Origin of the sequence: Nonomuraea sp. NPDC049607, assembly GCF_040675375.1 — a bacterium.
GTDB lineage: Bacteria > Actinomycetota > Actinomycetes > Streptosporangiales > Streptosporangiaceae > Nonomuraea.
This window is the reverse complement of record NZ_JBFAOV010000020.1, coordinates 56,075-80,966: the sequence shown is the minus strand read 5'-3', so window position 1 is coordinate 80,966 and position 24,892 is coordinate 56,075. Positions and strand designations below refer to the sequence as shown.

Below are 24,892 nucleotides of genomic sequence, written 5' to 3'. Positions count from 1 at the left end.
CGCCCGGACCAACAGCGGGGAGCCGACATGGATTCTCTTCACCTGACCACCAGCCGCCACGACACGACCGTGACCGTCTCCCTGTCCGGAGAGCTCGACATCGCCACCACCGAGGCCGTCCGCGGCCACCTGCTCGGCGTGCTGGAGGAGGCCGGGCGGGCGCACCGGCCGGACATGTCCGTGGTCATCGAGGTGAGCGGCCTGTCCTTCATCGACGCGGCCGGGCTCGGCATCCTGGTCTCCGTGCACAACCAGGCCGCCCGCGGGCACACCACGGTGCGGCTGGCCAACGTCCCGCCCAACATGAAGCGCCTGCTGCGCATCACCGGCCTCGACGCGCACCTGACGCCCCAGTCGTAACGGTAGGCCCGCCTTGAGTAGGTTGTGGGCGTGTCGATGATTCAGGTTCCTGGCCCGATCCCCGCCAGGCTGGAGGACGGGTTCGACCGCGTGCTGCGCGAGCAGCGGCTGCCCGCCGGGTTCCCCCAGGACGTGCTCGACGAGGCCGACTGGGTGGCTCAGGTGCCCAGGCTGGAGGCCAAAGACCTGACCGACGTGCCGTTCGTGACCATCGACCCGCCGGGCTCGATGGACCTGGACCAGGCCCTGCACCTGGAACGGCTGCGCGACGGCTACCGCGTCTGGTACGCCATCGCCGACGTCGGGGCCTTCGTCCGGCCCGGCGGCCCGATCGACGCCGAGGCCCGCACCAGGGGCGAGACGGTCTACCTGCCGGTGGGCAGGGTGCCGCTGCATCCCAAGGTGCTGTCGGAGGGCGCGGCGAGCCTGCTGCCCGGCGCGACCCGGCCGGCCGCGGTCTGGCGGATCGACCTCGACGCCGACGCCCGGATCGTCGGCGCGGACGTGCAGCGCGCCCGGGTGCGCAGCCGCGAGCGGCTCGACTACGCCTACGTGCAGGCGGCCGTGGACACCGCCACCGCCGACGGCACGCTGGGCCTGCTGGCCGAGATCGGCGCGCTGCGGCTGGGGCTGGAGCGGGCGCGCGGCGGCGTCACCCTGCCCACGCCCGAGCAGGAGGTCGTCCGGGACGGCGACGGCGGCTACCGGCTGGAGTTCCGCGTGCCGCTGCCCGCCGAGGCGTGGAACGCCCAGATCTCGCTGCTGACCGGCATGGCCGCCGCCTCGATGATGCTGGACGCCGAGGTCGGCATCCTGCGCGTGCTGCCCGCGCCGCAGCCGGACGACCTGGCCAAGGTGCGCAGGGTCGCGCAGGCGCTCGGCGTGCCGTGGCCCGAGGGCGCCGGTTACGGGGCGGTCGTGCACGACCTCGACGCGAAGAACCCGCAGCAGGCGGCGTTCCTGCAGGAGTCGAAGGTGCTGCTGCGCGGCGCCGGGTACGCGGCCTTCGACGGCGCGCCGCCCAAGCTGGCCGAGCACGCGGCGGTGGCGGCGCCGTACGCGCACGTCACGGCTCCGCTGCGGCGTCTGGTGGACCGGTACGCGACCGAGGTGTGCCTGGCGGTCGCGGCGGGCGAGCCGGTGCCCTCCGACGTACGGGCCGCGCTGCCGCTGCTGCCCGACATCATGTCGGTGACCGGCCGCCGCGCCGGGGCGGTCGACCGGGCCTGCGTGGACCTGGTGGAGGCGTTCCTGCTGCGGGAGCGGATCGGGCAGTCGTTCGAGGCGATGGTGATCGACGTGGACGAGCGCCGCGGCGGCGGCCAGGTGCAGCTCGTCGACCCGGCCGTGATCGCCCGCTGCGACGGCGTCCTGCCCCTGGGCGAGCGGGTCACCGTACGCCTGACGCAGGCCGACCCGGCCACCCGCGAGGTCCGCTTCACCCTGGCCTGAGACCGCCCGCCTACCCCACGGGCATGGTGAGGGCCGCGCGCGGACGACCTCGCGCGCGGCCCCGGTGGCCCTGCGCTCACCGCTTGAGCGGCGACCATCCCGCGCCGACCCCCAGCAGGTGGAGGGCGACGCACAGCAGCCCGGCGGTGGTGAGCGTGCCCGCGGTGAGCACGTTGCCGACGGCCGTGCCGGCGATGTCGAAGATCAGGGCGAGCAGGAAGAACAGGGCGGCGATGAGAGCGAACACGGGCTACCTCCCGAGCTGACCGGACCCCGGCGCGACGCGCGGGAATCCCTTTCCTACGCCTTGGGGATGTCCGCCGGGTTCAGCTGGGAAACTGCCCCGAGGGTGACGATCTGTAGCCATATGACGACACCAGCTTGACCGGCCGGTCAGTCGGTCCCGGCGCGCATGCCGTCGCAGACCACCGCGGCCATCCGCCCGGCCGCGCCCCTGGCCCGCGCGTGGCGTTCGGCCGCCAGGGCTCCGCGCAGCAGGTCGCGCACGTCGTCGGCGGACAGCTCCCGGCGTACGGCCCCGGCGCGCTGCGCGCGGGCCAGCAGCCGGCCGAGCGCGTCGGCGAAGTCGGCCTCCAGGACCGAACCGAGCCCCGCGCCGCCTTCCAGCAGGTCGCACAGCGCCCGGTTGGCCGCCGCCTGCTCGGCGACCCGGCGGAACCAGCCGAAGAAGGCCCGCCCGGCGTCCTCGGCGGTGGCCAGCGCGCGGGCGTCGGCCACGAAGCGTTCGGCCCGGCCCAGCAGCACCGCCTCCAGCAGCGCCTCCTTGGTGGGGAAGTGCCGGTGAACGGTACCGACCCCGAACCCGGCGCGGCGGGCGATCTCGTCGAGGGAGATGGTCAGCCCGTCGGCGGCCAGCGCCTCCTGCGCGATCTGCAGGACCCGCTCGCGGTTGCGGCGGGCGTCGGCGCGTAACGGCCGGGCGGAGCGGTGGTCGTCGCCCACGGGGAACCTGCCTTCGGCAAGCGGAGGGAGGGCTCCGATTCTACCGGGCGGTAGCCCGGCGTGGCGCGGCCGCCCGCCCTGGCCGGAGCCAGGAGGGGCGGCCGCATGGGACCCCGCGCGGACCTTCGGCGCGGTGCCGTCGGACCGTGCCACAAGGACGCTGCCGTCAGGACGTCGCCGTCAGGACCGGGCCGACAGGACCGGGCCGTCAGGGCGGCGTGCTCAGGCGCGGTCGGAGGCCGAACGAGCCGACGCGCTTGAGCCGGATCCGCTCCTCGCGAGGCACCGGCTCCACCTCCACGATCCGCGCGCCCTCCGGCACGTGACGCAGGTCGTGCGTGATGAGGATGGTGGTGCGCCCGGCCATCAGCCGCCGCAGCGGCTTCATGATCTGGGCGACCGTGGCGTCGTCCAGCCCGGTCATGGGCTCGTCGAGCACCAGGACGGGCGCGTCGCGCAGGATGGCCCTGGCGATCCCGATCCGCTGCCGCTGGCCGCCCGACAGCAGCCGGCCCCGCTGCCCGACCGGGGTGTCGTACCCCTGGGGCAGCAGCTTGACGAAGTCGTGCACGCCGGCCGCCTCGGCCGCCCTGATCACCTCGTCGAGCGAGGCGCCCGGCCGGCCGTAGGCGATGTTGTCGCGTACGGACCCCGAGAACAGCAGCGTCTCCTGGTGCAGGATCGCCACGCTGTCACGCAGCGACTCCCGCGTCAGGCCCCGGATGTCGCGGCCGTCGAGCAGGACGCGTCCCTGTCCCGGGTCGTAGAAGCGCAGCAGCAGCTTGGCCATCGTCGACTTGCCGCTCCCGCTGGGCCCGGTGCAGACGATCAGCTCGCCGGGCCCGGCGGTGAACGACACGTCGCGCAGGGCGGGCCGCGTGCGTCCCGGATAGGTGAAGCCGACGCCGTCGAACTCCACCCGTCCCTCGGCCCGGCCGGGCAACGCCACCGCTCCCTCGGGGTCGGTGACGAGGGGCCTGGCGCGCAGGACCTCGATCACGCGGTCGGACCCCGCCGCCGCCTCCGACACCGTCAGCGCGAGCTCCCCCAGGCTCTGCACGGCCGGGTAGAGCATCGCCAGGTAGGCGGCGAAGGCGAGCAGGCCGCCCAGAGTGAGCCGTCCGGAGACGATCTCCCAGGCGCCGAATCCGATGACGACGATCAGGCAGACCGTCTCGATGACCTGGACGACGGGCTGGTAGAGCCCCGACAGCCAGGCCTGGGACAGGTTGGCGCGCAGCCAGCGCCGGCCCTCGCCGTGCAGGCGCCCGGACTCGGCCCCCTGCCGGTTGTAGGCCTGGACGAGCGCCTGGTTGGCCAGGCCCTCCTCCAGCACGCTGTTCATGGCGCCGTTGCTGAGCCGCTCGCGGGCCGCCGCCGTCCTGAACCTGGCCGCGAACAGCTTCGAGACGACCAGGAACGCCGGGATCAGCGCCATCGTGACGAGGGCGAGGTCCCAGCGGATCAAGAAGGCGGCGCCGGCGAAGAAGATCGCGCTGGCCGCCGTGGTGAACAGCTTGACCAGGCCGGAGCCGATCAGTTCCTCGATGGCCTGGATGTCGTCGGTCAGCCGGGCCATCAGGTCGCCGAGCCGCCGGTTCTCCGAGAAGTCCGGCGACAGGGTCTGGATGTGCGCGAACACGCTGTCGCGCAGGGCCAGCAGGAATCTTTCCGCGCCGTACGCCGTGGCGTACGTCCCGACGAAGGACGTCACCCCGGCGAAGGCGGCGAGCCCGAGCCAGGTGAAGGCGGGCGCCCAGAAGGCGTCCAGATCCCGTGTGGCGAGCACGTCGTCGGTGATGTGCCCGAACAGGCGGATCGCGGCGACCTCACAGAGTGCTGCAAGGACGGCGAACACCACGCCACACGCGAAAAACCGGCGCAGGCCTTTCGTGTCCGGCCAGAACTCGCGAAAGGTTCGGCGAATAGACACTGCGGGAGCGAGTTCACGGCCGGAGAGCGCAAGGGAGAGCCGGCGGCTGGGCCGCCGGCTCTCACGGGGTTGCTCTACCACCCCCAGCCCCACCACCTGCGGAAGTTGCAGCAGCGGCGGCGGGCCCACCGGCGCCTACGGCAGCGCCAGGACTCCTGGAAGCCGGCCTGGGTCAGCTGGTTGCTAGCCATATCTTCCTCCCCCGTATGGCTGTTCCATTCGACAAATGGGACGATACCCACGAATTCACGGCAAATCACCAGAAGTTCGGCTGTTAATACGAGACTTGACCGGTGAATCCCGGCCACAAAGGCGCTTCCGAAGGCCCGTTAAATGAGCCGTAAATCGCCAAATCCGCTAATAGCGGTCACGGAACGCTCAAAGATGCTACTCAGAACTGGTTCTCACCTAATCGGAAAACCCGAAGGGCGGGCGGATCCGGCCGGATCCGCCCGCCCTTCGCGGACATTCCCGCACACCCAGGTGATGCGAGGGGATTCAGGTGAGCGCAGAGGCTCAGGTGAGCGAGGAGTAGGCCACCACGCCGCGCCGCATGGCGTCCATCGCCTTGCCCGCGGTCTGCTTGATCTTGCTGCCCTCGGGGGCCGCGTTCCCGAGCTGACCGAGCAGGTCCATCAGCTGCTTGATCCACCGTACGAAGTCGCCGGCCGCCAGCTCGTTGCCGGCCACGCCCTCCATCAGCACCGCGTCGAGGCTGTGGCCCTTGGTCCACCGGAAAGCCGCCCACGCGAACCCCAGATCGGGCTCACGGATCGTGGACAGCCCGTGGTCGGACTCGATGCCCTCCAGCTCGCCCCAGAGCCGGATCATCGACGACAGCGCGTCCTGGGCCCGCCCGGCGGGCACCTTGGGACGGCGCGCGTCGTCGGACTGCCGTGACTCGAACACCAGCGCCGACACGCAGGCGGCCAGCTCGGCCGGTTCGAGCTCCTCCCACAGGCCGCCGCGCAGGCACTCGGCGGTCAGCAGGTCGAGCTCGGTGTAGAGGCGGCCCAGGCGGCGGCCCTCGTCGGTGACGGTCTCGCCGTCGAGGTAGCCGAGCTGCTCCAGCACCGAGCAGATGCGGTCGAAGGTGCGCGAGATGACGTGGGAGCGGCCCTCGACGCGGCGGCGCAGCCCCTCGGTCTCACGCTGCAGCTTGTAGTAGCGCTCGGCCCAGCGGGCGTGGTCCTCCCGCTCGTCGCAGCCGTGGCAGGGGTGCTGGCGGATGAGCCGGCGCAGCTCGTTGACCTCGTCGTCCTCGATCGAGTGGTCGCGCGCCCTGGCCGGCTTGCCGAGGTCGCGGTCGCCGATCTTGGCCAGCAGGGTGGAGACCAGGTTGGCGCGTTCCTTCGGCGAACGTCCGTTGAAGTTCTTGGGGATGCGCAGCTTCTCCAGCGGCTCGACCGGCACCGGGAAGTCGGCCGGGTCGAGCTTCTTGATCTGCTTGCCGATCGTCAGCACCAGCGGGTTGGGGCCCTGGCCGCGCGGGTTGCGGCCGGGGTCGAGCACGATCGCCAGGCCCGCCCTGCGCCCGCCCGGCACCCGGATCACGTCGCCGGGCTGGAGCGCCTCCAGCGAGCGCGCGGCGGCCGCGCGCCGGGCCGCGCCGCGCTGCTTGGACAGCTCGGCCTCCCGGTCCGACAGGCGCCGGCGCAGCGCGGCGTACTCGGGGAAGTCGCCCAGGTGGCACGTCATGGCCTCCTGGTAGCCCTCCAGGGCCTCCTCGTGCTTGCGCAGCTGCTTGGCCAGGCCCACGACCGCCCGGTCGGCCTGGAACTGCGCGAACGACTCCTCCAGCAGCGTGCGGGCGCGCTCGCGGCCGAACTGGCCCACCAGGTTGACGGCCATGTTGTAGGACGGCTGGAAGCTGGAGCGCAGCGGGTAGGTGCGGGTGCCGGCCAGCCCGGCCACCGACAGCGGGTCCATGCCCACCTGCCACAGCACGACCGCGTGGCCCTCGACGTCGATGCCGCGCCGCCCGGCCCGCCCGGTGAGCTGGGTGTACTCGCCCGGGGTGAGGTCGGCGTGGGTCTCGCCGTTCCACTTGTCGAGCTTCTCGATCACCACGCTGCGGGCGGGCATGTTGATGCCGAGCGCCAGCGTCTCGGTGGCGAAGACGGCCTTGACCAGGCCGCGGGTGAACAGCTCCTCGACGACCTCCTTGAACGCCGGCAGCATGCCCGCGTGGTGGGCCGCCAGGCCGCGCTCCAGGCAGTCGCGCCACTCCAGGTAGCCCAGCACGGCCAGGTCCTCGTCGGGCAGGTGCGCGGTGCGCTCGTCGACGAGCTGCCTGATCTCGTGGCGCTCACGGTCGGTGGTCAGCCGGATCCCGGCGTGCAGGCACTGCTGGACGGCCGCCTGGCAGCCGGCGCGCGAGAAGATGAACGTGATCGCCGGGAGCAGCCCCTCGGAGTCGAGCTTCTCGATCACCTGGGCCCGGTCGGGCGGCCGCGAGCGGTGGACCTTGCCGTAGCCGCCGCGCCCGCGCCGCCCGGCCATGAGCCGCTCGGCGTCGCGCGTCACCCGCATCAGCGTGGGGTTGATGCGCAGCGTCAGGTCGTCGGTCATGAACATGTCGTAGATGCGGTTGCCGACCATCATGTGCTGCCACAGCGGCACCGGCCGGTGCTCGTCGACGATGACCGTGGTGTCGCCGCGCACCTCGCCCAGCCACTCGCCGAACTCCTCGGCGTTGCTGACGGTCGCCGACAACGCCACCAGGCGCACCGACTCCGGCAGGTGGATGATGACCTCTTCCCACACCGCGCCGCGGAAGCGGTCGGCCAGGTAGTGGACCTCGTCCATGACGGCGAAGCCGAGCCCGGCCAGGGTGGCCGAGCCGGCGTAGAGCATGTTGCGCAGCACCTCGGTGGTCATGACCACGATCGGGGCCTCGCCGTTGACGCTGTTGTCGCCGGTGAGCAGGCCGACCTTGGCCGTGCCGTAGCGCTTGACCAGGTCGTTGTACTTCTGGTTGGACAGCGCCTTGATGGGGGTGGTGTAGAAGCACTTGCGGCCCTGCTCCAGGGCCAGGTGGACGGCGAACTCACCGACGACCGTCTTGCCCGACCCGGTGGGCGCGGCCACCAGGACGCCGTCGCCGGCCTCCAGGGCCCGGCAGGCGTCGAGCTGGAAGTCGTCGAGCTCGAAGTCGTAGAGGCCGCGGAACGTTCTCAGCGCCCCTCCGTCGTCCCCGTGCTTCTGACGGAAGGCCGCGTAGCGTTCCGCTGGCGTTGTCATACCCGTCACCCTACCGAAATCGCCATTCCGGTCCGTCCCGGCGGACTCGGCCCACGGCGAACGGCCTTTACGTTGGAGATCAAGTGATCACACGGAGCGCGCCGGGCTGGATCTCGCAGGTGACCGGCACCGGCCCCACGCGCTCGCCGTCGGCGTAGGCCACCACGTCGGACGCCTCCAGCGTGACCCGGCGGGCCCGCCGCACCGACACCGCAGGATGGCCCACATGCGTGCCCCGGTAGACGCCGGGGAAGACGCGCAGGAACTCGCCCTTGGACACCGCGCCGACCATCATCACGTCGAGCAGGCCGTCGTCGGGCGAGGCGTCGGGGCACACGCGCATGCCCGCCCCGTACGAGCGGGTGTTGGCCACGGCCACCATCATCGCCTCCTGCTCGACCACCTCGCCGTCGTCGAGCGTGACCCGGAACGGGATCGGCCGGAAAGCGCGCAGCTCCTCGGCCACCGCCACCAGGTAGCGGCCCTTGCCCGGCGGCCAGGTGCGCCGGTTGGCGCGCTCGTTGACGCGCGAGTCGAAGCCGCAGCACAGCACCCCGGCGAACAGCTCCTCCGACTCCCCCGCCCGGACGCGGGCCGCGTCGACCGGCCGGGCCCGCATCCGCAGCACGGTCCTGGCCGCGGCCAGCGGGTCGCGGTGGGCCAGGCCCAGGGCGGCGGCGAAGTCGTTGCCGGTGCCGGCCGGGATGATGCCGAGCGGCACGTCGGTGCCCGCCACGGCCTGGACGGCCAGATGGACCAGCCCGTCGCCGCCGAAGGCGACCAGTGCGTCGGGACGCTCGGCGACGGCGGTGCAGGCTCGTTCGAGCGCGTCGGCGGCGTCGGAGCCGACGATCACCGACAGCTCGGCGCCGCCGGCCCGCAACCGGCGGGCGACGGGTTCGAGCAGTCGCAGGGTGCGCCCGCCGCGCGCGGCGGGGTTGACGAGCAGGGCGATTTGGGGGGCCACGCCCGGAACCTATCGCCTATCGGGCGCCATCGGAATCCTCGGCCTCCGGCGGGACGTCCGCCAGCGGGGAGGCCTCGTCGTCGGACAGGTGCGAGAAGTCCTCGCCCGCGGGTCTGCGGCGCTCCCGCGCGTACATGAAGAGCTCGGCGAGGAAGTACAGGATGATCATCGGCGCGGCCAGCGCCATCATGGTGAGCGGGTCGCCACCGGGGGTGATGACCGCCCCGAACACGAACATCGCGAAGATCACCGTACGCCGGTGCTTCTTGACGGCCGCGTGGGACAGGACGCCGATGACGTTGAGGAAGACCAGCAGCAGCGGCAGCTCGAACGACACGCCGAAGATCAACAACATGATCAGGACGTAGTCGAGGTACTCGTCGATCGAGATCGTCGCGACGGTGTCCTCAAGGGAGAAGCTCAGCAGGATGCCGAGGCTGGTGTCCATGATGACGTAGGCCAGGCCCGCGCCGAACACGAACAGCGGGACCGCCAGCCCGAGGAAGGCGATCGAGTAGCGCTTCTCGTTGCGGTAGAGGGCAGGGGTGACGAAGGCCCAGATCTGGTAGAGCCAGACCGGTGAGGCCACCACGACGCCCACCATCGCCGAGACCTTCAGCGTGATGAAGAAGGACTGGAAGATGCCGTTGTAGACCAGGCTGCAGTGACCGTTGAGCTGGCGCGACTGCACCGTCTCGCAGTAGGGGGCGCGCAGCGCCTCCCACACCGGGTCGAACAGGATCCAGCCGACGACGATCCCCACGACCACCGCGAGAACCGCGATGAGCAACCTGTTGCGCAGTTCGCGCAGGTGCTCCATGAGCGGCATCCGGCCCTCGGGGTCGGGGGCCGATCCGGAATCGCTCGACCGTTTGAGCAGCGCCATTCGCAGTCCAGGGGTGAGGGAGGAGGAAGGGGGGTCAGCCTTGCTTGTCGGCCTGGGCGGCGGCGCTGGCGCGCAGCCGGGCGGCCTGCTCCTCTAGCTGGCGGGCCTGCTCCTCGGCCGACAGCGCGGGGGCCGGGGCGGGAGCGGGGGCCGGGGCGGGCGTGATCGGCTGCGGCGCGGGCTGCTGCGCCGGAGCCGGGGCCGGGGCCGGGGCCGCCTGGGCCTGGACCGTGGTGTGGGGCGTGTCGTCGTCGTCATCGCGGAGCTTGGCGGTCTCCGACTTGAAGATGCGCAGCGACCTGCCGACGCCTCTGGCCACATCGGGCAGCTTCTTGGCACCGAACAGCAGGACGAGCACGCCTGCGATGATCAGGAGCTCGGGAACTCCAAGGTTCGACATGAAACGTCCTTTATCAGCGAGTGCCGGTCTTCAGCCCCGATGGTACGCCCCCAGGGGCCGTGGTCTCATCTCCCCGGGGCGTCAATCTGGCCTGCATGGGCTCCAGACGTGCCTTCGCCGCGGCGACCTCCCGTTTCAGGGAACGTGCCGCGGCCGCGGCCCTCGCGCCCGCGACGCCGAGCACGGCCAGCCCGGCCAGGACCAGCCCGGCGGCCCAGAAGATCCACGTCATGACTGCTGAGCGTACAGGGCCAGGGCCCGCTCGGCCTCCTCGCGCACGGTCTCGGCCATCCGGGGCGGGGAGACGACCCGGCCGGTGTCGCCCAGCCGCAGCGCCAGCTTGACGATCCAGTCCTCGTCACGCGCCCGCAACGTGATCTTCAGTCGTCCTTCACCGAGCTCGGCGACCTCCTCGCACGGGTAGTACTCGGCCACCCACCGCCCGGCGGCGCTGACCTCCAGCTCGACCAGCTCGTCGGTCGGCGAGGGACGGAAGACGCCCCGGGTGACGTCGATCGGCTCGGCCTCCGCCGGCGGGTCGGCCGGCACGTCGAGCACGTCGACGCCGAGCACCCGGTCGAGCCGGAACAGCCGCATCGCCTCGGCCCGGTAGCACCAGCCCTCCAGGTAGGTGCGGCCGTCGACGACCACGACGCGGGTCGGGTCGACCTCGCGCGGGGTGACCTCGTCGCGCCCGGGCACGTAGTAGCGCAGCGACAGCCGGCGCCGGCCGGTGAGCCCTTCGCGCACCCGGCCGAGGGCGTCGGGGGCGGCCTCGACGTCGAAGGCGACCTGGCTGCTGACGGTGGCCGCGCCCTCGCCCGCGGCGCGCTCCAGCTTGGCCACCACGCGCGGCAGCGCGTCGCCGGCGGCCACGTCGGCCAGCTCGGGGGTGGCGGCCATCATGCGCAGCGCGACCAGCAGCGCGCTGGCCTCGTCGATGCCGAGCCGCAGCGGCCTGGCGATGGTCTCGGCGTTGTCGATGATGATCTCGCCGCCGTCCCAGGAGACGTCGATGAGGTCACCGGGGGTGTGGCCGGGCAGACCGCACATCCACACCAGTTGCAGGTCGTCGATGAGCTGCTTCTCGCTCAGCCCGAACACCTCGGCGACCTCGCCTACCTGCGCCCCCGGATGGGACATCAGGTACGGCACCAGCGCCAGCAGCCGGGGCAGCCGGTCGGCCGAACCGCTCATGCCAGGGTTCCCTTCAGTCGGCGGATGACGGCCTCGCGGGCGTCCGGCGGCCCGACCACCTGGACGTCGGCGCCGAGGCTGGCCATCCAGCCCGCGAGGCGTTCGGGGTCGGTGAAGGCCAGCTCGGCCTCGTCCCAGCCGTCCTCGCGCGGACGCACGGCCCTGGCGAGCTGGCGCAGGCCCTCGCAGCAGCCCCGGCGCACCCGGATGACGGCGACGCGCTCGTCCACCGGCTCCTCGGGGAAGCCGACCATGGCCCGCAGGTCGACGCCGTGGGGCACCTCGACGACGCCGGGGCGGCCGACGGCGCCGACCGGGCCGGTGATGCGGCTGAGGCGGAAGGCGCGCGGCGCGGCGCGGTCGCGGTCGAACCCGGCCAGGTACCAGCGCCCGCGCCGGCTGACCACGCCCCAGGGCTCGACGGTGCGGGCGCGCACGGTCTCGCTGCCGGAGGCGCGGTAGTCGAAGCGCACCACGCGGCGGTCGCGCACGGCGTCCCACAGGGCGGGGAAGGCCGGGTCGCGGGTGTCGACGCGCAGCTCAAGGGCGCCGCCGCCGATCGGGCCGCCGACCGGCTCGTCGGTGGCCACGCCGGCGGCGCGCAGCTTCAGCAGCGCCCCCGAGGCGGCCTCGGCCAGGCTGGCCCGCTGCCACACCTGCGCCGCCAGGCCGAGCACGGCGGCCTCGTCGGCCTCCAGGGTGATCTCCGGCAGCTCGTACGACTGGGGATCGATGCGGTAGCCCGGCTCGTCCTCCCACGGGTCGCGTACGACGTCGATGGGGATGCCGATCTCGCGCAACTCGTTCTTGTCGCGTTCGAACATGCGCTGGAACGCCTCGTCGCCATCGCGGTCGTAGCCGGGAACCGCCTGGCGGATCTGCTCGGCCGACAGCGGGCGCCGGGTGGCGAGCAGGCAGATCACCAGATTCAGCAACCGCTCGGTCTTACGGCGCGACATCTGCCTCACTCCTCCTTCATCGACGCTACCCTGCCCCCGTGATCAGATGGCGCAAGGGCGAGGTTGTCCGGATCCGACGCGAGTGGCCGGGAGCGGTGGAGCTGGACGTCGCCGTACCCGAAGGTGAGTGCCGGGCACTGGCCTACCCCCCATTGGTGGGCCGCCCGGAACCCGGCGACGAGGTGCTGCTCAACACGACCGCACTCGCGATGGGTCTCGGTACGGGAGGTTACGCCATGGTGGTGGCCGTCCCGAACCGTTTGCCGCAAGATCCGGAGGGTCCGGGGCACCTGGTGAAGGCCCGCTACACCCCGCTGCAGGCCACGGTGCTGGGCGCCGACGAGCAGGATTCGGAGTTCCACGACGTCCTGAGCGAGGCCGACGACCTGGCCGGGATGCCGGTGATCGTGGCCGATCTGCATTCCGCGCTGGCCCCGATCCTGGCCGGCCTGTACGACGGCGCCCCCGGCCTGCGGGTGGCGTACGTGATGCAGGACGGCGGCGCGCTGCCCGCCTGGTTCTCGATGTCGGCGGCCCGCCTGCGCGAGGTCGGCTGGCTGGCCGGGGTGGTCACGACGGGCCAGGCGTTCGGCGGCGACGTCGAGACGGTCACCGTGCACACCGGGCTGCTGGCGGCCCGGCACGTGCTGGCGGCCGACGTGGCGGTCGTCGCGCAGGGGCCGGGCAACCTGGGGACGGGCACCCGGTGGGGCTTCTCGGGCGTGTCGGCGGGCGAGGCGGTCAACGCCGCCGGGGTGCTGCGCGGCCGTCCGGTGGCGGCGCTGCGGGTCAGCGAGGGCGACGCCCGCGAGCGGCACGTCGGCCTGTCCCACCACTCGCTGACCGCCTACGGGCGGGTCGCGCTGTCGCCGGCCGACGTGGCGGTGCCGGAGCTGCCCGGCGCGTTCGGCGAGCGGGTGCGCGACCAGGCCGGGCCGCTGGCGGCGCGGCACCGGCTGGTGCCGGTTCCGGTGGACGGCCTGCACGAGGCGCTGCGCGCCGCGCCCGTGAAGCTGTCCACCATGGGCAGGGGCCTGGAGGAGGACCTGGCCTACTTCCTGGCCTCGGCGGCCGCGGGCAGGCTGGCGGCCTCGCTGCTGTCGTAGGAGTCCTTGTACGTGAACGCCTCGGGGCTCGGCCCCTCGGTCCTGAGGCGTTCCAGCCGCCGCATGCCCTCGGCCAGCGAGGGGATGTGCCCCTCGGGCACCCACCACATCACCATGTACGGCTCGGCCACGCGCAGGAACCACTCCCTGCGCCGGCGCAGCACGCCCAGGTGGACGCTGCGGTAGGTGAAGTCCCACAGGGTCTGCAGGGACTCCCACACCGAGAAGTTGATCAGCAGGTGGTCGCCGAAGTCGTGCACGACGGTGGCGGTGGGGTCGCTCTCGCTCTCCTTCATCCGCCACACGAAGCCGGGGGCCTCGTCGGCGACGGCGTTGACGGGTTCGAGCAGGGCGACGAACTCGGCGAGTTCGGGGGCGTCGATGGGCGCGCGCAGGTGCGCGACGTTGAGCTGGGCCAGATGCATGGGGCTCAGCACATCATCACCGCGGCTTCTATGTCAATCTTCATTTGTTTTAGAAAGGGAGACGCAGCACTCCCCCGGCCGCGGATCCAGCCGCGCCCTGCCCGGATCCTCACCCATGCCCTCCAGCAGCCCCTGGCACAGCGCCAGGTTCATCGAGCACACCAGCAGCGGCTGCTCCTGGGACAGCAGGTGGAAGGGGCAGTTGCGCAGCCGCAACGCGCCGCCCTCGTCGTAGGGCTCGTAGCCGCGCTCACGCAGCACACGGTCGACGGGCTCACCGGACCGCCCCTTGGCGAGGCGCGCGCCCGCCCGGCGGGCCGCCTGCTCGGCCTGCTCCTCGGCGCCCAGCAGCTCCACCACGTCGGCCAGCACCGAGGCGGGCGTCGCGTAGTCGCGCGGAGGCAGGCTGACCGTGCGCTCGCCCTTGGCCCGGCGGTAGACCTTGGCCGGGCGGCCGCTGCCGGGCCCCTTCCTGTCCTGGGGGCGGAAGCCGCTCTCCAGCAGCCCGGCCTCGACGAGCTTGTCGAGGTGGTGGCCGGCCAGCGTGCGGGACACGCCGGCGGCCTCGGCGGCCTCGCCCCGGCCGACGTCGCCGCCGCCGGCCGTCACGGCCTCGTACAGGCTGCGGCGCACGGGGTCGTGCAGCAGGCCGAGCGCCTGCAGGTCGTCGTCACTGCTCACAGCCGGAGTCTACGGAGCCTCAGTAGGCGGCCAGGACGTCCACGACGAAGACGAGGGTGTCGGAGCCCTTGATCCCGTACGCGGCGTGGCCGGGCGCGCCGTAGCCGTAGGCGGGCGGCACGATCATCAGCACCCGGCTGCCGACCGGCACCCCGACCAGCGCCTTGTCCCACCCCTTGATCACGGTGCCGTCGCCGATCTTGAACGCCTTCGGCAGGCCGGTCGGCCAGGTGCCGTCGAAGACCCGCCGCCGGTCCCAGACCGCGCCCTCGTACTGGGTGACCAGGAGCTGCCCGGCCTGCGCCGGACGCCCGCTCCCCCGCCTGAGCACCTTCGAGGCGAAGGCGCGCGGCGGCGCGGCGGACGGGATCGACAGCTCAGGACGGTCGTCACCGGTCACCCGCACCCCGGCCAGCGACCCGCCGGCGCTCTTGACCGAGGCGCCCTTGTGGTGGGCGCCCAGGATGTCCACGACGTAGAACAGGTCGTCGGCCGGGCCGACGCCGCGCGGCGGACTCGTGCCGAAGCCCTCCCCCGGCGGGATCGCCGCGATCACCCTGCTGCCCACCGTACGGCCGCGCAACGCCCGGTCCAGCCCCGGCAGCAGCGAACCCACCGGGAAGGCCGCCGGGGTGCCCCGGTTGAAGCTGGAGTCGACCAGGCGGTTGTCGCGGCCGTCCCAGACGTGCGCGGTGTACTGGACGACCGCGACGTCGTCGTCGCCGAGCCGGTCGCCGCCGCCCGTGCTCAGCTCCTCGACCCGCAGGCCGGCGGCAGGCCTGCCGTCGGGGAAGACGATCGTGGGCCTGGCGCCGAACGCGCCGCCCACCTTCAGGTCGAGGTCGCCGGCCGTCGCGCCCGTGCATCCGGCGGCCAGCAGGAGCAGCGGCGCCAGCGACGGCACGATCGTACGGCGGCGCATCGGTCCTCCCACGACGAAGCGGCCCGGCGGCGGGAAGCCACCGGGCCACGAGATGCTACCGCGTCGTCGGAACGCCCGTCAGGAGATCGCCCGTCAGGAGGCCGCCAGCACGTCCACCACGAACACCAGCGTGCTCTTGGCGGGGATCTTGTCCTGGGCCTGGTCGCCGTAGCCGAGGTCCGGCGGGATGCTCATGACGACCCGGCTGCCGACCGGCACTCCGGCCAGGCCCTTCTGCCAGCCCTGGATCACGTTCGCGAGCGGGAACTCGGCCGGCTCGCCGCGCTCCCAGCTGGAGTCGAACTGGCTGTCGGTGCCCCAGATCTTGCCCGTGTAGTGGACGGTCAGCGTCTGGGTGGGCAGCACCTTGGCGCCGGTGCCCTCGATGAGGGTCTTGACCACCAGCTCCTTGGACGGCTTCTTGTCCGTCTTGGTGGTCAGCGTGGGGGCCTTGTCCCCACCCGGGTTGACCACCTTGACGCCGTCGAGGCTCTGGCCGGTCTCCTTGCCCGTGGCCGCCTTCAGCGCGGCGGGCCGGGCGCCGACCACGTCGAGCACGAACACCTTCGTCGGCTCGGCGCCGGCCGTGGCCTGCCCCTGCGGCGCCGAGTCGTTGGCCAGCACCGCCAGCAGCCGGCCGCCGTGCTTGACCTTGGTGAAGCCATCGCGCAGCACCTGCGGCAGCTGCTCGTTGACCGGAACGGTCTCGGGCTGCTTGGTGTCGTAGGAGGAGCCCTGGATCGCGTTGCCCTTGCCGTCCCAGTTGTAGACGGTCAGGTTGACGATCAGCTTGTCGCCGGTCTTGACCTCGGGGCCGGTGCCCGGCTGGATCACCTGGTAGGAGGACTTCGTCGCCGGCGAGCCGGCGGGGAAGGTCACCGTGGGCTTGGCGCCCACGTCGCCGGTGACCTTGAGCCCGGCCGAGCCGGTGCTGGTGGCGGCGCCTCCGTTCGCCCCGGCGTCGGTGTCGCCGCACGCGGCGGCGAAGAAGATCAGAGGCACGGCTGCCAGTACGGCCAGAGCGCGGCGCATGGATTTCCCTCGGAAAAGACGTCAGATTCGCGTCACCCTACCCGACATCGAGGTAGGGCCGAGGTAAACACCACGCCCCGGCCCGTTCCTCACATGCCCGCGATGAGCTTGTCGACCCGTTCGTCCACGCTGCGGAAGGGGTCCTTGCACAACACCGTGCGCTGGGCCTGGTCGTTCAGCTTCAGGTGAACCCAGTCGACGGTGAAGTCGCGCCGCTTCTCCTGCGCCTTGCGGATGAACTCGCCGCGCAGGCGCGCCCTGGTCGTCTGCGGCGGCACCGACTTGGCCTCGAAGATCTTCAGGTCGGAGGCCACCCGCTCGACCGAGCCGCGCTTCTGCAGCAGGTAGAACAGGCCGCGCTTGCGGTGGACGTCGTGGTAGGCCAGGTCGAGCTGGGCCACCCTGGGCGAGGACAGCGGCAGATCGTACTTCTTGCGGTAGCGCTCGATGAGCTGGTATTTGGTCACCCAGTCGATCTCGCGCGAGACCAGGTCGAGGTCGCCGGTCTCGACCGCGCGCAGCGTGCGCTCCCACAGCTCCAACACCCGGCGGGTGATGGCGTCGCCGCCGCGCCGGTCGACGAAGTCCTGGGCCTTGGACAGGTACTCCTGCTGGATCTCCAGGCTGGAGGCCTCGCGCCCGTTGGCCAGGCGCACCCGGCGGCGGCCGGTCATGTCGTGGGAGACCTCGCGGATGGCCCTGATCGGATTCTCCAGGGACAGGTCGCGCATCACCGTGCCGGCCTCGATCATGCGCAGCACCAGGTCGGTCGCGCCGACCTTGAGCAGCATCGTGGTCTCGCTCATGTTGGAGTCGCCGACGATGACGTGCAGGCGGCGGAAGCGCTCGGCGTCGGCGTGCGGCTCGTCACGGGTGTTGATGATCGGCCGGGACCGGGTGGTGGCGCTGGAGACGCCTTCCCAGATGTGCTCGGCCCGCTGCGAGACGCAGTAGACGGCGCCGCGCGGCGTCTGGAGCACCTTGCCCGCACCGCACACGATCTGCCGGGTCACCAGGAACGGGATCAGCACGTCGGCCAGGCGGCCGAACTCGCCGTGCCGGCCCACCAGGTAGTTCTCGTGGCAGCCGTAGGAGTTGCCGGCCGAGTCGGTGTTGTTCTTGAAGAGATAGATGTCACCCGCGATGCCCTCTTCGCGCAGGCGTTTCTCGGCGTCGACGAGAAGGCCCTCAAGGATGCGCTCGCCCGCCTTGTCGTGCGTGACGAGTTCGATGACGTTGTCACACTCGGGTGTTGCGTACTCAGGATGGCTGCCCACGTCGAGGTAGAGACGTGCGCCGTTGCGGAGGAAGACGTTGCTCGATCGGCCCCAGGACACGACCCGCCGGAACAGGTAGCGCGCGACCTCGTCGGGGGACAGCCTGCGCTGTCCCCTGAACGTGCAGGTCACGCCGTACTCGTTCTCCAGCCCGAAGATGCGACGATCCATCACCTCACACTATGCCCATGGATCGGCGATCGGGAGAGATCTTCACAGGTGTTTTCCGGCGGACGTCCCATTTGCCAGGTTTGTTGGATGGGCTTTACCAGGTCCGCGCCCGCCCCCGCGAAGCGCGGAGCCGGTTCACGGGGTGTAGATCTCCTGCACCTTGACGATCTTGCCCTGGTACACCGTGACGAGCGACGGCTGCCGCTGCTTGCTGTGCCGCTTGACCAGGACGGACGAGGGACAGCGCTTGGCCCCCAGGCCGGTGTTGCGGTCGACGGTCATGGCCGCCATCTCCGGCTTGCAGCCGTAGGCCGACAGGAAGACGACGTCCTTGGCGATCGGGGAGGCGTAGGCCGTCACGTCGCCCTCGGGCGGGCCGACGAAGTACCCCTCGGTCTGCTTGGACCGCTTCCACTTGATGGGCTCGTACTCGGCGACGCCGCCGCGCACGTCGGTGATCCAGCCGCGCAGGATGCCGTTGTGGCGGGAGTGGATGCCCTTGGTGAAGTCGTGGCCGGGGTCGGCCTGGAAGCTCGTGCCGAAGATCGCGGGCTTCTTGTACGCCGGGTAGGCCGTGGCGGTCGAGGTCGTTGCGGTCGTTGCGGTGGCCGCAGTGGCCGCGTTGGCGGCGACGACGGAGGCCAGCAGCGCGGCGGCGGCGGTGCCGCCGGCGAGGAGGGTGCGCATCGAAGTGTTCACGCTTGCTGAGATCCCACCTCGCGCCCCAGGGTTCACCGTCGCGTCAGTGATACAGGTCACACAGCACGCGCCGCTCTCGCGAGGGGCCGCCGCACGGCAGAGGGCGAGGGCCGCCGTGGCGGCCCTCGCCCTCTGCCGGTGGTCTTCGGGCCTTACAGCGGCCCTGACCCGTCGTCCACGTCGCCCTCAGGGCCCGTGGGCGGGCCGGTCGGGGGCGCGGCAGGCGGCGTCGTGGGCGGAGTGGCGGGCGGAGTGGCGGGCGGAGTGGCGGGCGGAGTGGCGGGCGGAGTGGCGGGCGGCTCCGAGTCGGACTCGGCCGGCGGGGTCGCGGGCGGAGTGGCGGGCGGAGTGGCGGGCGGCGTCGCGGACGACGTGGTCCGGGCGAGCAGGCGCTCCAGCCGCGCGCCCGTCAGCCGCACGAACTTGCGGTGCTCACGGTTGCGGTCGAGCACCGCGACCTCCAGCTGCCCGACCGGCGGCCGCTCGCCGCCCGGCTCGGTGAGCGCCGCCAGCGCCACCTCCAGGGCGTCGGCCAGCGACATCGACTCGCGGTAGCGCTCCTTCAGCCGCCCGGCCACGGCGTCGGCCTGGCCGCCCATGGCCGCGAAGCCGTGCTCGTCGAACACCGAGCCGTCGAAGGTCAGCCGGTAGATGGCGTCGCCGTCGGGGGTGTCGCCGACCTCGGCGACGACGACCTCCACCTCCAGCGACTTGATCGACTCGGTGAAGATGCGGCCCAGGTTGGAGGCGTAGAGGTTGGCCAGGCCGCGGCCGGTGACGTCGGAGCGGTCGTAGGTGTAGCCGTTGATGTCGGCGTAGCGGATGCCGCCGAGACGCAGCTCCTCGAACTCGTTGTAGCGGCCGACGGCGGCGAACCCGATGCGGTCGTAGATCTCGCTGATCTTGTGCAGCGCCCGCGACGGGTTGGGCGCCACGAACAGGATGCCGTCGACGTACTGCAGCACGACGACGGACCGGCCCCGCGCGATGCCCTTGCGCGCGTAGTCGGCCTTGTCCCGCATGATCTGCTCAGGGGACGCATATCCAAAAGGCATGGACACGGGCAGTGGTCCTTTCTAGCGCAGCGGGGCGATGGGGCCGTCGGGCGAGATCATCCGGGCCTCCAGCATCTGTTCGACGTGATCGGCCACCTGCTGATCGCTCAGCCTGCGGAAGCCGTCGGCGTCGATCACCGACACGATCGGCCAGATCTTCCTGGACACGTCGGGCCCGCCGGTCGCCGAGTCGTCGTCGGCCGCGTCGTAGAGGGCCTGGATCACCGTCATCACCATGTCGTCGGCCGAGGCGCCGTCGCGGTAGAGCTTCTTCAGCGAGCCGCGCGCGAAGATCGAACCGGAGCCGATGGCGTCGAACCTGTCACGCTCGTAGGGGCCGCCCGCCACGTCGTAGCTGAAGATGCGGCCCTGGTCGCGGTCGGGGTCGTAGGCCGCGAACAGCGGCACCACCACCAGGCCCTGCATCGCCATGCCGAGGTTGCCGCGGATCATGGTGGCCAGCCGGTTGGCCTTGCCCGCCACCGACAGCGTGCGGCCTTCCATCTTCTCGTAGTGCTCCAGCTCGACACGGTAGAGCCGGGCCATCTCGATGCCCGTGCTGGCCGTGCCCGCGATGCCCATGCACGAGTAGTCGTCGGCGCGGAACACCTTCTCGATGTCACGCTGCGAGATGATGTTCCCCGAGGTGGCCCGCCGGTCGCCCGCCATCACCACGCCGCCCGCGAAGGTGGCCGCCACGATCGTGGTCGCGTGCGGGACCTGGTCGCCGATCGGAGTGGCCAGCGCCTGGTGACGCTGTGGCAGCAACTCGGGCGCGTACGAGCCGACGAACTCGGTGAACGAGGAGTTCCCTGAGTTTCGGAAAAGCTGGTCCACCAGGCCGACGGGCAGATCCCTGTTAGGTGCCACGCGACTCCCTCCCAACATCAGTGTCTCTAGGCCGACCCTACTCATGTTGCGTTGCTGTCTGCACTTCCCACGATCAGCTCACGGCGAACCGTTCATCAGATCGTTTCTTTACGCCCGCCACACCCCGTGCAATTGTCGGTATGTCTGCACGTCCTGAACAGGAGGCCGACTTGCGACTCCCCAGCCGGCCCGCGCTCGTCGCGGCAGCCGCCGTCCTGGCCCTCACCTCCTGCGGCTCCGGCACCCAGTCCGGGGGCAGCATCACCCTCACCATCACCGCCAACTCCATCGAGGGCGGCAAGAACTCCGAGTCCGCCGCCTGGATCAAGAAGTGGGTCATCCCCGAGTTCGAGAAGACCCATCAGAACGTCAAGGTGCTCTTCCAGGGCAACGGCGTGGACGACGAGCAGTACAAGACCAAGATCGCTCTCGACCTCAAGTCCAGGACCGGGGCCGACGTCATCGACCTGGACGGCATCTGGGTCGGCGAGTTCGCCCAGGCCGGATACATCAAGCCGCTCACCGAGGTCGGCGGCGCCGGCGTCGAGCAGTGGGAGGGCTGGTCGCAGATCCCGCAGGCCGTCCAGGGCCTCGGCATCTTCGACGGCAAGAAGTACGGCCTGCCCCAGGGCACCGACGGCCGGGTGCTGTTCTACAACAAGGCGCTGTTCAGGAAGGCCGGGCTGCCCGAGACCTGGCAGCCGACCAGCTGGCAGCAGATCATCGACGCCGGCGTCAAGCTCAAGGCCGCCGGGGTGCCCACGCCCGTCCAGATCGACGCCGGTACCGCCATGGGCGAGGCCACCACCATGCAGGGCGTGCTCCCCCTGCTGGCCGGCGCCGGGTCGGAGATCTACGCCTCGGGCAAGTGGGCCGGCGCCTCCCAGGCCGTCAAGGACGTCCTGGGCTTCTATCAGCAGATCTACGGCGGCAGCGGGCTCGGCGACCCCAAGCTCCAGCAGGAGGCCAAGGGCCGCGACAAGTCCTTCGCCCAGTTCGCCGCCGGGAAGATCGCCATCCTGGCCGAGAGCGACTACTTCTGGCGCTCGGTCATCGAGCCCAAGGCCGGGGTCGCCCCCATGCCCGACCGCGACCAGGTCGTCGGCTACGCCAAGATCCCGGCCAGGCAGCCCGGCGGCGGAATCCGCGGCCAGGACTTCGTGAGCATGTCGGGCGGGGCCGTACGCGTGCTCAACCCCTTCTCCAAGAACCCCAAGCTGGCCTGGGAGCTGCTGGCCTTCATGCACTCTGCGGCCGCGACCAAGTCGCAGCTGGCCGGGCAGGCCCGCATCAGCTCCCGCACCGACGTCAACGAGGAGGTGCTGACCGCCGACCCCATGCTCAAGTACGTGGCCGACGAGGTGCTGCCGGTCACCGCCTACCGTCCGGGACTGGCCGTCTACCCGCAGGTCTCGACCGCGTTGCAGGAGGCCACGGCGGCCGTGGTCGGCGGCAAGAGCGCGGACGAGGCGGCCGCGGCGTACCAGGGCAGGCTGGAGGGACTGGTCGGTGGCGCGGCCAACGTCGGCGGCTGACGCCGCGGGGCTGGGCCGGGGCAGGGCGGTCGCGTTCGTCCTGCCCGCCCTGGTCCTGATCGGCGTCTTCCTGCTCTTCCCCGCCCTGTGGACCGTCTACCTCGGCCTGACCGACTACCGGCTGACCGGCCTGGCCGCCGCCGACCCCCAGGTCGTCGGGCTCGACAACTACACCACCGCGCTGGCCGACCCGCGTTTCCTGTCCTCGCTGTGGCTCACCCTGCTGTACGTCGGCGGCTCGGCCGTCGTCGGGCAGGCCGGGCTGGGGTTCGCCCTGGCCTGGATCCTGCGCTCCCGGACCGGCCCGCTGCGCAGGATCGTCGAGGGCGCGGTGCTGCTGTCGTGGATCCTGCCCAGCACCGTGGTCGGCATGTTGTGGTTCGCGCTGCTCGACCGCGACGACGGCACGCTCAACGCCCTGCTGCACACGCCCGGGTTCGCCTGGCTGCTGGACTACCCGCTGCTGTCGATCATCGTCTTCAACGTGTGGCGCGGCACCGCGTTCTCGATGATGCTCTACTCGGCCGCCCTGGAGAACGTGCCGCCCTCGCACCTGGAGACCGCCCGCCTGGCGGGCGCGAGCGTGCCGCAGCAGCTGCGCGACGTGGTGCTGCCCACGATCAGGCGGCACGTCCTGACGAACCTGCTGCTGATCAGCCTGTGGACGTTCAACGACTTCACGCCGTTCGTGCTGACCGGCGGCGGGCCCGAGGGCCGCTCGGAGATCCTGCCCGTGTACGTCTACCGCGTCGCCCTCCAGGACGGGCAGCTCGGCGTCGGGGCCGCCATCTCCTTCCTCATCCTGCTGATCAACCTCGTCTTCGCCCTGGCCTACCTGCGGCTGCTGCGCGGCCGTCGCCGCACGCCGGAGGCCGCCGCCGCCGGAGGACCGCCCGCATGATCCGTCACACCGTCGGGCGGCTGGCCGCCACCGTCTTCGTCGCCGTCGTCCTGGCCTTCTTCGCGCTGCCCATGCTCTGGCTGGCCAGCGCGCCCTTCGACGACACGCCCACGATCACCACGTCGATCCCCGAGTTCACGTTGCGCAACTTCGCCGCCGTCCTGGACAACCCGTACGCGCTGGGCTCGATCCGCAACTCCCTGATCCAGGGCGGCGGGGCCGCGCTGCTGGTCGTCGTCCTGTCGGCGCTGGCCGCGTACGCGCTGTCGCGGGTGCGGCTGCCCGGCCGCGACGTCCTGCTCTACCTGCTCCTGCTGCTGTCGTCCGTGGTGACCGGCACGGCGGCGATGGTGCCGATCTTCGAGCTGGCCACCCGGCTCGGTCTCATCGACACCCATCTCGGCGTCATCCTCGTGGTCTCGGCCGGGCTGCTGCCCGCCGCGATCTTCATCCTGAAGGACTTCATGGACGAGACGCCCACCTCCTACGAGGAGTCGGCCCGCGTCTTCGGCGCCTCCTCGCTGCAGATCCTGCGGCACATCGTGGTCCCGCTCGTCCGGCCCGGCCTGGCCACCATCGCCGTGTGGGCGCTGGCCAGCGTGTGGGGCGGGTTCCTGTTCCAGTTCATCCTGCTGCGCGACCCCGACAAGGCGCCCGGCTCGATCATCCTCTACACGCTCTACACCGAGGGCGGCGCGCCCAGGCTCGACCTCATCTCCGCCTTCTCCCTGCTGTACTCCCTGCCGGTGGTGCTGATGTACCTGTTCGTCTCCCAGCGGTACGGCTTCCGCTTCCACGGAGGAATCAAGCGTTGATCTCCCTGCACGGCCTGACCAAGGTGTTCCCCGGCGGCGTACGCGCGCTCGACGACCTCGCGCTCACCGTCGCCGACGGTGAGTTCTTCGCCCTGCTCGGCCCCTCCGGCTGCGGGAAGACCACCCTCCTGCGCAGCATCGCCGGCCTGGAGACCCCCACCTCCGGGACCATCGCCATCAACGACAGGGACGTCACCGCGCTGCCGCCGGGCGAGCGCGACGTCGCCATGGTCTTCCAGGACTACGCGATCTTCCCCCACATGGACGTCACCGCCAACATCGCCTACCCGCTGCGCATCAAGAAGGTGCCCCGCGCCCGGCGGGTGGAGAAGGCGGCCGAGGTCGCGGCCCGGCTCAGCCTCACCGAGCTGCTGCTGCGGCGTCCGGCCGAGCTGTCGGGCGGACAGCAGCAGCGGGTGGCGCTGGCCCGCGCGATCGCCTGCCATCCGGCCGCGTTCCTGTTCGACGAGCCGCTGTCCAACCTCGACGCCCGGCTGCGCCTGGAGGCCCGCACCTTCCTCAAGCGGCTGCAGCGGGAGCTGGCCGTCACCACCGTGTTCGTCACCCACGACCAGGCCGAGGCGCTCGCGCTCGCCGACCGCATCGCCGTCATGTCCAAGGGCTCGATGGTCCAGGTCGGCACCCCGTCGGAGATCTTCCACCGGCCGGCCACCACGTTCGTGGCCTCCTTCATCGGCTCCACCCCGATGAACCTGCTGCCCGCCCAGGTCACCGACTCCGGGCTCAAGGTGGCCGGCGCCCTTCGCCCGCTGCCCGAGGGCCTGGCCCCGGACGACGACGTCCCGGTGACGTACGGCGTACGCCCGGAGTACATGGACCTGTCCCCCGCCGAGCGCCCCGACGCCTTCCCCGGCGTGGTCTCCGTCCTGGAGAACATGGGCACCCACACCCTCATCACCCTGGAGTCCCCGGGCGGGCTCATCCAGGCCGTCGTGCCCGAGGGCGAGGAGCCGCCGCTCGGCGCCTCGCGCTGGGCCGTGCCGCGCCGCGCCCTGGTCTACCGCGACGACCGGCTGCTGTGA

General features: G+C 71.6%; 24 protein-coding genes and 1 pseudogene. 7 read left to right on the top strand and 18 right to left on the bottom strand.

The window, feature by feature from the left end:
• The first annotated feature begins 27 nt into the window (after positions 1-27).
• The gene (locus AB0J97_RS32365; RefSeq protein WP_364095662.1) at positions 28-360 is read left to right on the top strand and encodes an STAS domain-containing protein; all 333 of its coding nucleotides are present in this window, start codon (positions 28-30) and stop codon (positions 358-360) included.
• Positions 361-396: 36 nt separating this feature from the next.
• Positions 397-1,812, top strand: a complete 1,416-nt coding sequence (locus AB0J97_RS32360) for an RNB domain-containing ribonuclease (RefSeq protein WP_364095825.1) — start codon at positions 397-399, stop codon at positions 1,810-1,812.
• Between the two features lie 76 nt (positions 1,813-1,888).
• Here the strand turns inward: AB0J97_RS32360 and AB0J97_RS32355 are convergent, their stop codons facing one another.
• The 10 genes from AB0J97_RS32355 to AB0J97_RS32310 all read right to left on the bottom strand — a co-directional run bounded on the left by AB0J97_RS32355 (position 1,889) and on the right by AB0J97_RS32310 (position 12,360).
• The gene (locus tag AB0J97_RS32355) at positions 1,889-2,059 is read right to left on the bottom strand and encodes a hypothetical protein (protein WP_352331507.1); all 171 of its coding nucleotides are present in this window, start codon (positions 2,057-2,059) and stop codon (positions 1,889-1,891) included.
• A 146-nt stretch (positions 2,060-2,205) separates the two neighbouring features.
• Entirely contained in the window at positions 2,206-2,775 is a 570-nt protein-coding gene (locus AB0J97_RS32350; protein WP_357706934.1) for a helix-turn-helix domain-containing protein, read from the bottom strand.
• Between the two features lie 208 nt (positions 2,776-2,983).
• The gene (locus AB0J97_RS32345; RefSeq protein ID WP_364095657.1) at positions 2,984-4,633 is read right to left on the bottom strand and encodes an ABC transporter ATP-binding protein; all 1,650 of its coding nucleotides are present in this window, start codon (positions 4,631-4,633) and stop codon (positions 2,984-2,986) included.
• 591 nt (positions 4,634-5,224) lie between these two features.
• On the bottom strand, positions 5,225-7,951 hold the full coding sequence (locus AB0J97_RS32340) for a DEAD/DEAH box helicase (protein ID WP_357706937.1): 2,727 nt from the start codon (positions 7,949-7,951) through the stop codon (positions 5,225-5,227).
• A gap of 79 nt (positions 7,952-8,030) precedes the next feature.
• Complete coding sequence (locus AB0J97_RS32335) at positions 8,031-8,918, bottom strand: YegS/Rv2252/BmrU family lipid kinase (protein WP_364095653.1); 888 nt, start codon at positions 8,916-8,918, stop codon at positions 8,031-8,033.
• 16 nt (positions 8,919-8,934) lie between these two features.
• Complete coding sequence (gene tatC / locus AB0J97_RS32330; protein ID WP_357706939.1) at positions 8,935-9,804, bottom strand: twin-arginine translocase subunit TatC; 870 nt, start codon at positions 9,802-9,804, stop codon at positions 8,935-8,937.
• Between the two features lie 34 nt (positions 9,805-9,838).
• On the bottom strand, positions 9,839-10,204 hold the full coding sequence (tatA, locus tag AB0J97_RS32325; RefSeq protein WP_364095649.1) for a Sec-independent protein translocase subunit TatA: 366 nt from the start codon (positions 10,202-10,204) through the stop codon (positions 9,839-9,841).
• Positions 10,205-10,217: 13 nt separating this feature from the next.
• A complete protein-coding gene (locus tag AB0J97_RS32320; RefSeq protein ID WP_357706941.1) occupies positions 10,218-10,436 on the bottom strand; it encodes a hypothetical protein in 219 nt (72 codons plus the stop codon).
• The gene (locus AB0J97_RS32315) at positions 10,433-11,401 is read right to left on the bottom strand and encodes a WYL domain-containing protein (protein WP_357706942.1); all 969 of its coding nucleotides are present in this window, start codon (positions 11,399-11,401) and stop codon (positions 10,433-10,435) included. Before AB0J97_RS32315 ends, AB0J97_RS32320 begins: the two co-directional genes overlap by 4 nt.
• Positions 11,398-12,360: a WYL domain-containing protein gene (locus AB0J97_RS32310; protein WP_357706943.1), complete on the bottom strand. Its 963-nt coding sequence runs from the start codon at positions 12,358-12,360 to the stop codon at positions 11,398-11,400. The genes AB0J97_RS32315 and AB0J97_RS32310 overlap by 4 nt, the downstream gene beginning before the upstream one ends.
• A gap of 38 nt (positions 12,361-12,398) precedes the next feature.
• Here AB0J97_RS32310 and AB0J97_RS32305 point away from each other — a divergent pair, with 38 nt between their 5' ends.
• Positions 12,399-13,466 carry a DUF3866 family protein gene (locus AB0J97_RS32305; protein WP_364095645.1) on the top strand — a complete coding sequence of 356 codons (1,068 nt, stop codon included), beginning with the start codon at positions 12,399-12,401 and terminating at the stop codon, positions 13,464-13,466.
• Here the strand turns inward: AB0J97_RS32305 and AB0J97_RS32300 are convergent.
• The 8 genes and pseudogenes from AB0J97_RS32300 to prcB all read right to left on the bottom strand — a co-directional run bounded on the left by AB0J97_RS32300 (position 13,412) and on the right by prcB (position 20,598).
• Positions 13,412-13,891 carry a DUF3291 domain-containing protein gene (locus tag AB0J97_RS32300; protein WP_364095642.1) on the bottom strand — a complete coding sequence of 160 codons (480 nt, stop codon included), beginning with the start codon at positions 13,889-13,891 and terminating at the stop codon, positions 13,412-13,414. The two genes, AB0J97_RS32305 and AB0J97_RS32300, sit on opposite strands and share 55 nt — an antisense overlap.
• Positions 13,892-13,924: 33 nt before the next feature.
• Positions 13,925-14,572, bottom strand: a complete 648-nt coding sequence (locus AB0J97_RS32295; protein WP_364095639.1) for a helix-turn-helix domain-containing protein — start codon at positions 14,570-14,572, stop codon at positions 13,925-13,927.
• 19 nt (positions 14,573-14,591) lie between these two features.
• Complete coding sequence (locus tag AB0J97_RS32290) at positions 14,592-15,494, bottom strand: FKBP-type peptidyl-prolyl cis-trans isomerase (protein WP_357706947.1); 903 nt, start codon at positions 15,492-15,494, stop codon at positions 14,592-14,594.
• A gap of 93 nt (positions 15,495-15,587) precedes the next feature.
• The gene (locus AB0J97_RS32285; RefSeq protein WP_364095636.1) at positions 15,588-16,526 is read right to left on the bottom strand and encodes an FKBP-type peptidyl-prolyl cis-trans isomerase; all 939 of its coding nucleotides are present in this window, start codon (positions 16,524-16,526) and stop codon (positions 15,588-15,590) included.
• Between the two features lie 89 nt (positions 16,527-16,615).
• Positions 16,616-17,974, bottom strand: a complete 1,359-nt coding sequence (gene pafA, locus AB0J97_RS32280; protein WP_125642647.1) for a Pup--protein ligase — start codon at positions 17,972-17,974, stop codon at positions 16,616-16,618.
• A 135-nt stretch (positions 17,975-18,109) separates the two neighbouring features.
• Positions 18,110-18,673 (bottom strand): hypothetical protein, encoded by a 564-nt coding sequence (locus tag AB0J97_RS32275; RefSeq protein ID WP_364095632.1) that lies wholly within the window; start codon positions 18,671-18,673, stop codon positions 18,110-18,112.
• A 383-nt stretch (positions 18,674-19,056) separates the two neighbouring features.
• Positions 19,057-19,728: pseudogene (prcA, locus tag AB0J97_RS32270) on the bottom strand (proteasome subunit alpha); the annotation flags it as partial.
• Between the two features lie 21 nt (positions 19,729-19,749).
• Positions 19,750-20,598, bottom strand: a complete 849-nt coding sequence (prcB, locus tag AB0J97_RS32265; protein WP_357706950.1) for a proteasome subunit beta — start codon at positions 20,596-20,598, stop codon at positions 19,750-19,752.
• Positions 20,599-20,768: 170 nt separating this feature from the next.
• Here prcB and AB0J97_RS32260 point away from each other — a divergent pair, with 170 nt between their 5' ends.
• Genes AB0J97_RS32260 through AB0J97_RS32245 form a run of 4 tightly spaced genes read left to right on the top strand, consistent with a single transcriptional unit; the run spans position 20,769 to position 24,892 of the window.
• On the top strand, positions 20,769-22,133 hold the full coding sequence (locus AB0J97_RS32260) for an extracellular solute-binding protein (protein WP_357706951.1): 1,365 nt from the start codon (positions 20,769-20,771) through the stop codon (positions 22,131-22,133).
• On the top strand, positions 22,108-23,034 hold the full coding sequence (locus AB0J97_RS32255) for a sugar ABC transporter permease (protein ID WP_364095628.1): 927 nt from the start codon (positions 22,108-22,110) through the stop codon (positions 23,032-23,034). The genes AB0J97_RS32260 and AB0J97_RS32255 overlap by 26 nt, the downstream gene beginning before the upstream one ends.
• A complete protein-coding gene (locus AB0J97_RS32250; RefSeq protein WP_364095624.1) occupies positions 23,031-23,849 on the top strand; it encodes a carbohydrate ABC transporter permease in 819 nt (272 codons plus the stop codon). Before AB0J97_RS32255 ends, AB0J97_RS32250 begins: the two co-directional genes overlap by 4 nt.
• Positions 23,846-24,892, top strand: coding sequence for an ABC transporter ATP-binding protein (locus tag AB0J97_RS32245; protein ID WP_364095621.1), 1,047 nt, complete (start codon positions 23,846-23,848; stop codon positions 24,890-24,892). The genes AB0J97_RS32250 and AB0J97_RS32245 overlap by 4 nt, the downstream gene beginning before the upstream one ends.